General features: G+C 59.0%; 16 protein-coding genes. 14 read left to right on the forward strand and 2 right to left on the reverse strand.

Annotated features, from left to right (window positions below):
- Positions 1–211: 211 nt before the first annotated feature.
- The 5 genes from G6M89_RS02415 (at position 212) to G6M89_RS02435 (ending at position 2,843) form a co-directional block, all read left to right on the forward strand.
- A complete protein-coding gene (locus G6M89_RS02415) occupies positions 212–433 on the forward strand; it encodes a hypothetical protein (protein WP_165160199.1) in 222 nt (73 codons plus the stop codon).
- Positions 434–438: 5 nt separating this feature from the next.
- On the forward strand, positions 439–1,104 hold the full coding sequence (locus G6M89_RS02420; protein ID WP_165160200.1) for a hypothetical protein: 666 nt from the start codon (positions 439–441) through the stop codon (positions 1,102–1,104).
- Positions 1,105–1,169: 65 nt separating this feature from the next.
- On the forward strand, positions 1,170–2,180 hold the full coding sequence (locus tag G6M89_RS02425) for a Cdc6/Cdc18 family protein (RefSeq protein WP_165160201.1): 1,011 nt from the start codon (positions 1,170–1,172) through the stop codon (positions 2,178–2,180).
- 142 nt (positions 2,181–2,322) lie between these two features.
- A complete protein-coding gene (locus G6M89_RS02430) occupies positions 2,323–2,469 on the forward strand; it encodes a hypothetical protein (protein WP_165160202.1) in 147 nt (48 codons plus the stop codon).
- On the forward strand, positions 2,469–2,843 hold the full coding sequence (locus tag G6M89_RS02435; protein WP_165160203.1) for a hypothetical protein: 375 nt from the start codon (positions 2,469–2,471) through the stop codon (positions 2,841–2,843). The genes G6M89_RS02430 and G6M89_RS02435 overlap by 1 nt, the downstream gene beginning before the upstream one ends.
- 117 nt (positions 2,844–2,960) lie before the next feature.
- Here the strand turns inward: G6M89_RS02435 and G6M89_RS02440 are convergent, their stop codons facing one another.
- Positions 2,961–3,167 carry a hypothetical protein gene (locus tag G6M89_RS02440; RefSeq protein ID WP_165160204.1) on the reverse strand — a complete coding sequence of 69 codons (207 nt, stop codon included), beginning with the start codon at positions 3,165–3,167 and terminating at the stop codon, positions 2,961–2,963.
- 113 nt (positions 3,168–3,280) lie between these two features.
- The gene (locus G6M89_RS02445) at positions 3,281–3,484 is read right to left on the reverse strand and encodes a hypothetical protein (protein WP_165160205.1); all 204 of its coding nucleotides are present in this window, start codon (positions 3,482–3,484) and stop codon (positions 3,281–3,283) included.
- Positions 3,485–3,701: 217 nt separating this feature from the next.
- Here G6M89_RS02445 and G6M89_RS02450 point away from each other — a divergent pair, with 217 nt between their 5' ends.
- The 9 genes from G6M89_RS02450 to G6M89_RS02490 all read left to right on the forward strand — a co-directional run bounded on the left by G6M89_RS02450 (position 3,702) and on the right by G6M89_RS02490 (position 11,083).
- Positions 3,702–4,061, forward strand: coding sequence for a hypothetical protein (locus G6M89_RS02450; protein WP_165160206.1), 360 nt, complete (start codon positions 3,702–3,704; stop codon positions 4,059–4,061).
- A gap of 92 nt (positions 4,062–4,153) precedes the next feature.
- On the forward strand, positions 4,154–5,182 hold the full coding sequence (locus tag G6M89_RS02455; RefSeq protein WP_165160207.1) for an LLM class flavin-dependent oxidoreductase: 1,029 nt from the start codon (positions 4,154–4,156) through the stop codon (positions 5,180–5,182).
- Between the two features lie 345 nt (positions 5,183–5,527).
- Positions 5,528–5,914, forward strand: a complete 387-nt coding sequence (locus tag G6M89_RS02460) for a hypothetical protein (protein WP_165160208.1) — start codon at positions 5,528–5,530, stop codon at positions 5,912–5,914.
- A gap of 124 nt (positions 5,915–6,038) precedes the next feature.
- Entirely contained in the window at positions 6,039–6,650 is a 612-nt protein-coding gene (locus G6M89_RS02465) for a translation initiation factor IF-2 subunit beta (protein ID WP_165160209.1), read from the forward strand.
- 93 nt (positions 6,651–6,743) lie between these two features.
- Positions 6,744–7,961: a Xaa-Pro peptidase family protein gene (locus G6M89_RS02470; protein ID WP_165160210.1), complete on the forward strand. Its 1,218-nt coding sequence runs from the start codon at positions 6,744–6,746 to the stop codon at positions 7,959–7,961.
- 86 nt (positions 7,962–8,047) lie between these two features.
- On the forward strand, positions 8,048–8,692 hold the full coding sequence (locus G6M89_RS02475; RefSeq protein WP_165160211.1) for an HAD family hydrolase: 645 nt from the start codon (positions 8,048–8,050) through the stop codon (positions 8,690–8,692).
- Complete coding sequence (gene cbiB / locus G6M89_RS02480; protein ID WP_343162615.1) at positions 8,689–9,663, forward strand: adenosylcobinamide-phosphate synthase CbiB; 975 nt, start codon at positions 8,689–8,691, stop codon at positions 9,661–9,663. The genes G6M89_RS02475 and cbiB overlap by 4 nt, the downstream gene beginning before the upstream one ends.
- Positions 9,660–10,508, forward strand: coding sequence for an adenosylcobinamide-GDP ribazoletransferase (gene cobS / locus G6M89_RS02485; protein WP_165160212.1), 849 nt, complete (start codon positions 9,660–9,662; stop codon positions 10,506–10,508). The genes cbiB and cobS overlap by 4 nt, the downstream gene beginning before the upstream one ends.
- A complete protein-coding gene (locus tag G6M89_RS02490; RefSeq protein ID WP_165160519.1) occupies positions 10,508–11,083 on the forward strand; it encodes an NTP transferase domain-containing protein in 576 nt (191 codons plus the stop codon). The genes cobS and G6M89_RS02490 overlap by 1 nt, the downstream gene beginning before the upstream one ends.
- The last annotated feature ends 15 nt before the right edge of the window (positions 11,084–11,098 follow it).

Here is an 11,098-nt window from a genome sequence, read left to right on the forward strand (position 1 = left end):
ACACTCATATTCGGGAGTGATAAATAATATATTTACACAATATCTGAGATAGAATAGATTCGTTTCGAGGATAATGGTGTTCTTACTAAAACCCTCGTATCAGGATTTTCTGGCTAATGGGAACTGAGAGATCCCCCCAACCACACCGAACTCATAAGTTGAGAATAGAGGCACAGTCAATCTCTAAAAGAGCAACAACCGTTAGATATTTATGACTTTCAGAGAAAGTGACGATAATAACATGTTCCAAATTAGCTACGTCCTATATACAATAGGGACCGTAGGGAGTGGTGCAGGTGTTTTTACAACACTCACCGGAACAGAAATTATTAATTCAGTAGGTAATATTGGACCTGCAGTCCTCTTTATATCCATTGCATTATTATGGGTTGGCGTTTACATTGAATCAATTGAGGCCTCAATAGAAGCTTAGATTATATGGCCGAAATAAGTTGGGGGCCTTTTCTTGCATTCTTATTAGCAGGCGGCATTATATCAATTGGTGTGGTAAGGGGGGCACACTTCCTATACGCTAAACTCGTTACCTGTCACCGAGCAAAGTACCACCTGAAATATGAAGGTGTTGATGTGGATGAATTGACTCCAGGAGAAGATTATGAAAAGCTATCCATGAAAATCATACTACTGTCTGTCTATAATTTCATTGTTGTGATAACAACAACAGGTTTCTTATTCTTATATACTGTATCACCTCTGGGTGCCTCACTTGATGTTGGGTTAGAAATATGGATTGCAGTTATTTTTGTTACTCTTATAATGAATATGAGTCTGAGGATTTCGTCATTAGCCGACTTAGAGTTACAAACCGACTATTATGACAATATTGTAGATAGGTCACTTAGTTTTGGGTATTCTTTTATCCTCACTATTTATTTTATGACTTTTTTTGGTATGAGTACCCATGTGATTCAAAACGGGCTTTCAATTAGTCTAAATAATGATATTGTGGTGTCTGATAGTACTGGAATGTGGTTTACCCTCTTACTGTTCGTTGGTCCGCTTATTTCTGCTATAATAAGCGAAGCTATCCTTCATCCAACCTTATTCAATGTTCGAGAAGATGGGTTTGATCAATTGAATTAATACCAATGGCACAGAGAGACATATGTGATTAATCATAGCAGCAGAAACCCCTTTGTCCAATACATATGATCGACAACGCTCGAGCCCTTCGTCCCTCTCATATCCCCAGTGACCTCCACCACCGGGACGCCAAGATCGAGCAGTTAGCGGACGCCTTGCGGCCAATCGCAGACGGAGACCGTGGCGAAAACGTGCTGGTGTTCGGCCCGAGCGGAACTGGCAAGACGACGCTCGCGAAGTTCGTCGTACAGGAACTCGAGCGTGAAACGCTGGATTTCCGCTGGGGATACCACAACTGTATTTCCGGGTCGTCTAAAGCGGCGGTTCTCTACGGCATCATGCGCGATGCGGGCCTTGGTGCGGATCTTCGTAAAGCGGGATCGCCAACGAGTGAATTTATCCACCGACTTCGAGAGAGTGACCGCCGCGTCGTCGCGATCATCGACGAGGTGGACGTCCTCGAGGATGATACCACACTACAGGCGCTGTATGAACTGCCGAACGTGACGATTGTCGCGATTACCATCGACGAAGACGACTTGTTCGCACATATCGACAGCCGAGTGCGAAGTCGCCTGCGGAGCGCGGAGACGCTCCGCCTCGAGCGGTTTACGCACGCGCAGTTGGTTGATATCCTTCAGGCGCGCATCCGTGCCGGGCTTCGACCAGGGACGATCACCAGCGACGCGATCCACTACACCGCAGACGTCGCCGCGGGTGATGCACGAGAAGCGATTGGCATCCTCCGGAGCGCTGCACGCGCAGTCATGCGTGAGAACGACCGCTCGCAGATCACGACGGCCGTCGTCGACGACAACCGAACCGCTGCTCGCGAAGAGATTCATCTGGATCGCGTCGAGGATTTGGGGACGCACAAGCGCCTACTGTACGATATTATCGAGGCAGCGGGCGAAGTTCCGGCGACTGAACTCCACGAGGCCTACGAGCAGCGAGCACAGACCCCGAAGGCAACGAGCACCCGCCGGCGGTATCTCTCGAATCTCGAGGACAAGTACGGGTTGATCGACTCGAGCGGAAACGGGAAGGGGAAAGCCTACGCCGTCCCCGAGTTTTGAGCAGTTCCGCTCGTTCCGTTCGGGTTCCGCTCACCGCGAGAGAACGCTTCTCTGTGCTGATCAGAGGTTCGAGCGCCGATAGCGACTTGGTTCCGCTCACCTCCGCTCTGGGCTTATCGGGCCACCCGGTGTCCAGTGATGTATGTCGATTGAACCAGCGTACGCGACGGTATACAGACTGCGGGTGGACACTGACGACGAGACCAGACAGCACAGCGGGACCACCCTCCCATCGTGGATAGGGGTAGGACGACAGGGACCCGGATGGGGACTCGAGGGGGTCCAGTAATGCCAGTCGTGGTTCTCATCCGGTCCGCACTGAGTGCGGATCGGGCAACACACTCCGACCACGAGGTGACGATGCTGGCGGTCGACGATGAGGCCGACTGCGTCTATCTGTGGGTGTTCGTTCCGCCGCCAGCCGCGGGCGAGCCAGCTGACCGGCTGGTCGCTGGACACCGAACGGACGTGAGTGATCTGCCCAGTGGTACGTCTGGTACCACGCGTCGGCTGTGCCGTGTGCTCCTGGATGCGCTACGAATCGTCATCCCGCTCGAACTGTTTCGACACCTCGAGTTCGATATCCAGTTGCTCGTGACGGAGTTCGTTGGGTTCGTCATCCGCCACCCCATCATCGCTGTGTCACTCGAGGGAATTGGCTAAGACAGAGTTCACAGCGGTGCGGTTGATACGGAGCGATGTTCGATCAACCGTCCGTAGACGCGGGCCAACTCGAGGACAGTGTGTTGCTGGGCGATCAGCCAGACCTGTGTGACTCAGTCAGGATTCGTATGCAAGCTCCTCGACGGCGAGCGTCAGATAGAACAGAAGATACGCGATAGCGAGTGCGACTCCGAGTAAACTCAGTCCGATAAGGGGAAACACACCGCCCACAAGCACACTCCAGAGACCACCGAGCACTGCAAAGAACGCAACGATGATACCAACAGTCTGTGGCTGCATTCGCCTCGTCTGTGTGGTAGACATACGATTGGTGTCAAACCCAATTCAATTGAACGTTCCGAAACGACAACACGGATGAGAGACAGGTATGCGTGACCTCCTCGCGGTCACCAGCGGGATTCGTGCCTCCAAAAACGTTACTCATCGTCCTCGAGGTTTTCATCGAACTCGAGTGTCGTATCGGTGAGCTCGTCGAACGACGTACTACCACACGAGCACCCGTTGCGAGAACCGATTGGGACGAATCTCTCATCATCGAGGCGGCGCGCAGCGTAAGCAGATCCGCAGGTGGTACACTGCACCATTGTTCGATCGGTTGATTCGGACTCTCCCTGTTCCATTGACGAAGCGATTGGTAGTGTCAAATATAACCGTATTGTTGTTACAACAAGAACAACGGTACTGCGGATTCAATAGGTGATGAGCGGCGAGTAAAACGCGTATACATGCGAAAGAGAGATGTCAAGCGACGTGCTATTGCAGTTCGAGAGTGGCATATCCAACGTGATTAGCCGATGTGATTTTTATATACCAGCCCGATTGACTTCTCATGGGCGTATGAACCGGACGGATACAGTGCACATTCTTGCCAGTGCGGACCGCCAGATCGTCCTCGATGAGTTACTCGTCCGCAACGAGGAGTTGGCTGTCGAGACGCTCTCGGAAATTGTCGCTGCCCGTCGGCACAAACTCTCTCCAGAGAGCGTCACCGAGACGATGGTCAAACAGGCACAGATTCGACTGGTTCATGAACACCTGCCGACGTTGGCCGATGCGGGCATTATTAACGTTTCGTGGTCGACACAGACGATAACACTGTGTGATGGCGAGAATACGACACGATTGCTCGAGACGGCTGCGGAGTTAGATAACTGGCCGCCAGCGGATCTACAGGAGCCCTCGCGTCGCAAACACTGAGCTTCCGCAGTGATTTTCTCGAGATTGTCACGGATGGCGGTTAGATTCGCCGAGACGAATGGACTTAGTGGGGCTTCGACGTAGCTACGAGCATGGTTCGATTCGGCTGGTTTGCCTCTCTCGAGGAGTTCACGCCAGATGAGTGTTTGCAACAGGTCGAGCTCGCCGAACAGTACGGGTTCGACACGGCATGGGTTAATGATCACTTCCACCCCTGGTTCGATCACAAACAGGATGGCTCGTCGGCCAACGGCGGGAACTGTTGGGCGTGGCTGCCGGCCGCGCTCGACCGCACTGACGACCTCGTCATCGGGACGGGCGTCACGGGCATTATCCACCGCTATCATCCCGGTAACGTCGCCCACCGACTGGCCACGCTCGAGGAGATGTACCCTGATCGGGTCTTCCTTGGCGTCGGCTCCGGCGAGGCACTGAACGAGAGCCCACTGGGGCTGCCAATGCCTGGCTTTGGCGAGTCCGCAAAGCGAACCGCCGAAGCGATTCGGATGATCCGCGCACTGTTCGAAAACGAGTTCGTCAGCTACGACGGCAACTTCTGGTCGCTCGAGGAGGCAAACCTCTATACGGGGCCAGATGAGGCACCGCCGATCTACATCGCCAGTAACGGCTCGACGCTTGCGCGAATGGCCGGCGATCTCGGCGACGGCTACGTGACCGTCTTTGAACACCCAGAGCGCGTCCAAGACGAGTTGTTCCCGGCCGTCGAAACGGGCGTCGAGAAATCCGATCGCAACGAGTCGATTAACGACCTCGATCGCTCGATCCACTTGCACGTTTCCTACGACCCCGACAGCGAGGAGGCCGCACTCGAGCCATGTCTCCCGTGGCGAGGCACGATGCTCGATATCTTCTTCCAGGCGGATATCGCCGACCCGCGCGTCGTTCAGGACCACGGCGACAAGGTCGACCCGAACGTCCTCCGCGAGGAGATGACGATTACGACCGACCCACAGGACATCGTCGACGTCACCCAGAAGTACGTCGATGCTGGCTTCAACCACATCGTCTATCAGAGCCACAGCCCCGATCAGGAAGCGTTCTGTCAGGTGCTCGAGGAAGAGGTCTTCCCGCGCTTCGACGAGGGCGACGCCGACCTGTAGACGCTCAGTGCCCGGCACACATTTTTGAACGAACGACTGCTTCTCACGGAGCCGTCGCTCTCGGTTGTGGGAAATGACCCTGGATAAGAGGTAGCCGTTGGGCAACGCGCCACCGTTTTCCAGGGGCAGGTATCAGTTGGTACTCAGGGCACATAAATTGTTCTTGAGGAGTGTGCAAGTGTCTCATACACACTCCCAAATACTGTCTTTTGAATGTCAATACATTCGAAATACCACTGCCAAAGTGGCCGTATCACATAGCTACCTTAGTGACACGTCAGTAATGACAATCACCACGCAAACGCCAGCCGATTTCTTTTCTGTCAAGTCCTGAAACGCCCTAGTATGAGCGACGATGATCCCTCTCGAGACCGTGTGCAAGATCGCGCTGCCCAACGCAAATCCCAGCGTGCAGACACTACAGAATCGATTCTCGAGGACGTCGAGCGCCACCTGGGTGACCTCGAGTATCCGACGACGAGCGAGGAGATAGCGGCGGAGTATGGGAGTGAGCCAATCGATATGCCGAACGAGACGGAGTCACTCGGCAGCGTGTTTGACCGGCTCGCGGGAGAACAGTACGACAGTCCGGAGGAGGTTCGCGAGGCCGTCTACGGAGAGATTACCGGGGAGGCTGGCAATCAAAACGAAGCCAATCCGGAACGCGATCTGTCGGCGGTCGACGAGAGCACGCAGGGGTCGCCGAGCGAACGCGGCGGCGACTCGCTGTAAGTGGCGATTGCCGTGGGCCGCGAGTGCGAGCAAAACCGCCGCACTAGCGGCGCTCTCGAGGGTCGGCCGGTCGCCGGACCACGATAGCAGAACCGATTTACGTCAGCGTCGTTTGGTCTCGCGTATGGATTACGAATCGAGTCTCGACCGTGCGATGGAGGACGTTCCCGACATTGGGGGCGACGAACAGCGATTGCAGATCCCGGACGCCAAAGCCCAGAAAGACGGGGCGTTTACCCGATTCCGGAATCTCGGCGAGATTGCCGATGTGCTCTCGCGTGAGGACGAACACCTCCACCGGTTCGTCCAGCGTGAGATGGGGACCAGCGGCAAACTCGAGGACGGACGCGCCCGCTACAACGGGACCTTCTCGGATCGGGACTTCGAGCTGGCCGTCGATGCCTACGTTGATGAGTACGTGCTCTGTTCGGAGTGTGGACTGCCGGATACGCGCCTCGTGCGCGAAGACCGCACACCGATGCTTCGCTGTGACGCCTGTGGTGCGTTCCGCCCGGTTACGAAACGCTCGGCGGCAAGCCAGCAGCAACAGCAGGCCGACGCCGTCGAAGAGGGCAAGACGTACACCGTCGAAATCACCGGCACGGGCCGCAAAGGCGACGGTGTCGCCGAGAAAGGCGAGTACACCATCTTCGTCCCCGGCGCATCCGAAGGCGATGTCGTCGAGATTTACATCAAGAACATCTCGGGCAATCTGGCGTTCGCGCGACAGGCCTGAGTTTCGGACACAGCGAGACGCGTTCGTGTCGGGATGAACCGACCGACTGCCGCCTCCTGAACGTTTTTATCGTCCGTCCGTTGTTGATGGCGTATGTCGACACCCACACGAGTTCCACCCGAGGAGTTCGACAGCCGCCTCGAGTGCATCCGCGAACACCTCGCTGAGACCGACGCTGACGCGGGCATCTGGTTCGGCGCGACGAGCATTGAGTACCTCACTGGATTCGACCATATCCAGACCGAACGGCCAGTTATTCTCGCAGTAACTGACGAAGAGGTCGCCCTCACGGTACCCCGACTCGAGGTCGACCGCGTCCAAGAGAATCCCTGGATCGACATCGTCGCCCACTACGACGACTACCCCGGTGGCGAGCCGGTTCGGACCGCAATCGAAATGTTCGAGGGGCTCGAGCGACCGATAGAGAGCGTTGCGGCCGACGCCGAGGGCGCGCCGGGGACGATGGGGTATCAGGGGCCGGCGCTGACGGAGTTTCTCGAGGTCGAGACGCACCGTTGGGTCTCGCGCATGCGCTGGGAGAAATCCGAGACAGAAGTTGAGCTGATACGTGAGTCCGCAAAATGGGCAAACCTTGGCCACCGGTATCTTGCGGACTACACCGAGGTCGGCGCACACCCGGCGACAGTGAGCCAGCGCGCCTCGATGGACGCGTCGCGAGCGATGCTCGACGCACTTGGCGATCAGTACGCTCCACGCACTCGCGGTGGTGGTCCCGTTCATGCGGGCTACATCACCGGCGAGCAGACGCGCCTCCCCCATGGCCACACAGCGAACCGTCGCCTCGAGGCCGGTGACGCGATGATCACCGGCGCGACTGCCACCGTCGATGGGTACTACTCCGAACTCGAGCGAACGATGTTTCTTGGTGAGCCAACAGATGAGCAAGAACACTACTTCGAGCTCATGTGTGAGGCCCAAGACATTGCAATTGACAAACTCGGTCCTGGCGTGCCGATCGCAGCCGTCGACCGCGCGGTGCGAGAGTACGTCGAGGAACAGGGAATCGCGGACCTCGCCCAGCACCACGTCGGGCACAATATCGGACTTGGTGGCCACGAACCGCCCTACATCGACCGTGGTTGGGGCGACCATTGCGAGAGCGAGCACACGACCTACAACTCCGACGACGCAGTGATGCAACCCGGCCACGTCTGGACAATCGAACCTGGCATCTACACGGAGACGGACGGCTACCGTCACTCCGATACGATTGCGATCACGGAAGACGGCATCGAGTGGCTTACCTACTATCCACGCGACCTCGAGTCGAACATCATTTCACTCGAGTGAGCCAGGACGTGAGCGAAGAGACCGAGGCGAACGCGAGACGCGCCTGAACCGCGACAGTAAAGTCCACTTGTGCTAGTCACACTGCTGTGGCAGTCTCGTTCGATCTCTTTGGAACGCTGGTTCGTGTTGAGACGCCGGATGACCCGGCAACAGCCGTTGCGACGGAACTGTCCGCACGCGATGTGGACGTGCCTGCCGACTGGGCCGACGCTTACACCGAGGCTCACGTCGACGCGCCCGAACACGCCGAGGTGCCACTCCCCGCACACGTCGGCCACGCACTCGCGAGTCGCGGCGTCGACTTCGAACACAACGCTGTCAGACGCGCCGTCGTCGCCGCGTTCGATCCCGACGTCGAGACCAGAGACGGCGCACTCGAGGCGGTCACTGCCGCCCGCGAGCGAGGACCAATCGCTATCTGTTCGAACTGCAGCGTCCCCGAACTCGTCGCTCGCACGCTCATTCGCGCTGACGTAGACCGCGACGCGTTCGATGCCGTCGTTACGAGCGTCGGCTGTGGCTGGCGCAAGCCCGCGCCCGAAATCTTCGAACTGACGGCCGAGGAACTCGGTGTCCCTGCCGACGAACTGACCCACGTCGGAGACGACCCCCAAACTGATGGCGGGATCGAAGACGTTGGTGGGACAGCGCTGTTACTCGAGGACCGAACACTGACGACCGTTGCTGAACGGTTCCACAACCGTAGCCCAGCAGACAACGAACAGTCGTGATACTGACCACGCTCGGGGTGATCGCGCTCGCCTGTAGCCTCGACCTGCTGGTCGGCGAGCCACGGACCGGCCTCCATCCCGTCGCGTGGTTCGGCCGACTGGTCGATCACCTCGAGCGTGACTGGAGCGCGACGGCACGAGGCCAGCGACTGGCAGGCGTCGCAATCGCAGTCCTCGCACCGCTCGTCCCCGCTGGCGTCGCCGCAGGCGTTGTCCTCGCGGGAACCGCACTCCACCCGTTCATCGGTGCCGTCGCCGCTGGCCTCGTGCTCTTTCTGACGACCAGTTTGCGTGCCTTGCTCGAGTTGACCGAAACGGTCATCGCAGCAACCGAGGGCGACCTCGAGACTGCCCGCGAGGACGTTCGGGGGCTGGTCGGCCGCGACGCCTCGAGTCTGTCCCCGGCGGAGATCCGCAGCGCCGCGGTTGAGAGCGCGAGCGAAAACCTCGCGGACGGGTTCGTCGCGACGCTGCTTCCGTTTGCGCTGTTCGCACCGCTCTCGTTGCCCCTCGCTGCCGCCGCTGCAGCGTGGGTCAAAGGCGTCAATACGCTTGATTCGATGCTTGGCTACCCCTCGAAGCCCATCGGCACCGCGAGCGCGAAACTTGACGATTACGTCATGTGGATTCCCGCACGAGTAACAGCCGTGACACTCGCGATTGGTGGGGCAGATCCGTTCGCACTTGGACGCGCTCGAGCGTGGGCGCGCGAACCACCCTCTCCGAATTCGGGGTGGCCGATGGCGACGCTCGCCTGCGTGCTCTCGGTGCGCCTGCACAAGCCGGGCGTGTACGATCTGAACCCCGACGCAAACCTGCCGACGCTCGCAGATGGCGAGCGCGCGATCACCGTCGTTGGCGTCGCGGCAGTCGTCGCAGTCGTCGTCGCTCTCGGGGTTGCGCTCGGAACCGCAACGCTCGGTTCGACACTCACGGAGTCAGCAGCGGTGACGGTGGTGAGCGGGCGATGACCGAGAGAACAGAGCCGAGTGAGAATGTGGACGCTGAAGGGGACGCAAACGGCGCTTCGGCGGGATCGGATCCGGCCTCGAGCGACCCGGAAACCGGTTGGATCGGCGCGATCCGCGGCGGCGTTGGCTTTCTGACGCGGCTTCCGGTGGGTCATCGGGAAGGCGACTGGGCGGCGTTCCGGTCGCGACCCGCCGTGTTTCCGCTCGTCGGACTGATTGTCGGCGCTCTCGCGGCGATTCCGTTACTCGCGACCGAGACGCTTCCCGGGCCGACCGTTGCCTTCGGCTACGTGCTCGCAGTGTACGCCGTCGCGGGCATTCACAACCTCGACGGTGTGGCAGATTTGGGCGATGCGCTGGTCGTCCACGGCGACCGAGAGCGACGCCGCGAGGTGCTCAAAGAGACGACGACCGGCGTTGGCGCGATACTGGCAGTCGCCGTCGTCATCATCGGACTCGCCCTCGCAGGACTCGGACTGGCCGGACTCCCCGTCCTCGTCGCCGTCGGCATCGCCGTCGGTGCCGAGGTCGGCGCGAAACTCGGCATGACCGCAATGGCCTGTTTCGGCGAGGCGAGCCACGACGGGATGGGAAAACAGGTCATCGACGCGGCGTCTCCCGGGCGATTCATCCTCCCCGCTGGGGTCGTCCTCGGCGCGGCAGCACTCGTCTGGCCACAGCCGGTTGCAGTTGCCGTCTGTGGTGCACTCGCAGGCATCACACTCCCCTGGTACTGGGCGAACCGCAAACTCGACGGTATTAACGGCGATATCTTCGGCGCGGCCAACGAACTCGGCCGCGTCGTCGGCGCGCACGCGGGGGTGATCGCATGGATGCTCTTGTGATGTGTGGCGGCGACGGCACCCGCCTCGAGAGCGCCCACGAAAAGCCGTTGCACCCCATTGACGGGGTTCCGATGGTCGAGCGTGTGCTCGCAGCGCTCGAGTCAAGCCACATCGAAACGAACTACGCTGCCGTCTCGCCAAACGCGCCAAAAACACGGACCCACCTCGAGTCCATCGCGAGCGACGAGGCAAGCGTCCACCTGCTCGAGACGCCCGGCAATGGCTACGTGTCCGACCTCGTGGCACTACTCGAGCGCGACGAGATCGACCGACCGGTGCTGACCGTCGCCGCGGACCTGCCGCTGCTCGAGGCGGCAACGATTGACCGCGTGCTCGAGTCGCATGAACGCGGCCCGCGCGAGTGCTCGCTGACCATCTGCGTGCCCGTTGCGCTCAAGCGTCGACTCGGCGTGAGCGTCGAGACGCGACTCGAGGAGGCCCCCCACCTCGCGCCAACGGGGCTCAACGTCGTGGGTGCTGGCGAGCTGACCGAGCACATGCGAAGCTACAACCCGCGACTGGCGGTAAACGTGAATCGACGCGAAGACAGCCACCGTGCGGCCCAACTCCTGTAAGACACCCAGATTTAG

Source organism: Natronolimnobius sp. AArcel1 (assembly GCF_011043775.1).
GTDB lineage: Archaea > Halobacteriota > Halobacteria > Halobacteriales > Natrialbaceae > Natronolimnobius.

What these genes read in the sequence shown, in the direction of transcription:
- G6M89_RS02415 (WP_165160199.1), top strand. Translation starts at nt 212, where the DNA reads ATGACTTTCAGAGAAAGTGACGATAATAACATGTTCCAAATTAGCTAC.
- G6M89_RS02420 (WP_165160200.1), top strand. Translation starts at nt 439, where the DNA reads ATGGCCGAAATAAGTTGGGGGCCTTTTCTTGCATTCTTATTAGCAGGC.
- G6M89_RS02425 (WP_165160201.1), top strand. Translation starts at nt 1,170, where the DNA reads ATGATCGACAACGCTCGAGCCCTTCGTCCCTCTCATATCCCCAGTGAC.
- G6M89_RS02430 (WP_165160202.1), top strand. Translation starts at nt 2,323, where the DNA reads ATGTCGATTGAACCAGCGTACGCGACGGTATACAGACTGCGGGTGGAC.
- G6M89_RS02435 (WP_165160203.1), top strand. Translation starts at nt 2,469, where the DNA reads ATGCCAGTCGTGGTTCTCATCCGGTCCGCACTGAGTGCGGATCGGGCA.
- G6M89_RS02440 (WP_165160204.1), bottom strand. Translation starts at nt 3,167, where the DNA reads ATGTCTACCACACAGACGAGGCGAATGCAGCCACAGACTGTTGGTATC.
- G6M89_RS02445 (WP_165160205.1), bottom strand. Translation starts at nt 3,484, where the DNA reads ATGGAACAGGGAGAGTCCGAATCAACCGATCGAACAATGGTGCAGTGT.
- G6M89_RS02450 (WP_165160206.1), top strand. Translation starts at nt 3,702, where the DNA reads ATGAACCGGACGGATACAGTGCACATTCTTGCCAGTGCGGACCGCCAG.
- G6M89_RS02455 (WP_165160207.1), top strand. Translation starts at nt 4,154, where the DNA reads ATGGTTCGATTCGGCTGGTTTGCCTCTCTCGAGGAGTTCACGCCAGAT.
- G6M89_RS02460 (WP_165160208.1), top strand. Translation starts at nt 5,528, where the DNA reads ATGAGCGACGATGATCCCTCTCGAGACCGTGTGCAAGATCGCGCTGCC.
- G6M89_RS02465 (WP_165160209.1), top strand. Translation starts at nt 6,039, where the DNA reads ATGGATTACGAATCGAGTCTCGACCGTGCGATGGAGGACGTTCCCGAC.
- G6M89_RS02470 (WP_165160210.1), top strand. Translation starts at nt 6,744, where the DNA reads ATGTCGACACCCACACGAGTTCCACCCGAGGAGTTCGACAGCCGCCTC.
- cobS (WP_165160212.1), top strand. Translation starts at nt 9,660, where the DNA reads ATGACCGAGAGAACAGAGCCGAGTGAGAATGTGGACGCTGAAGGGGAC.
- G6M89_RS02490 (WP_165160519.1), top strand. Translation starts at nt 10,508, where the DNA reads ATGTGTGGCGGCGACGGCACCCGCCTCGAGAGCGCCCACGAAAAGCCG.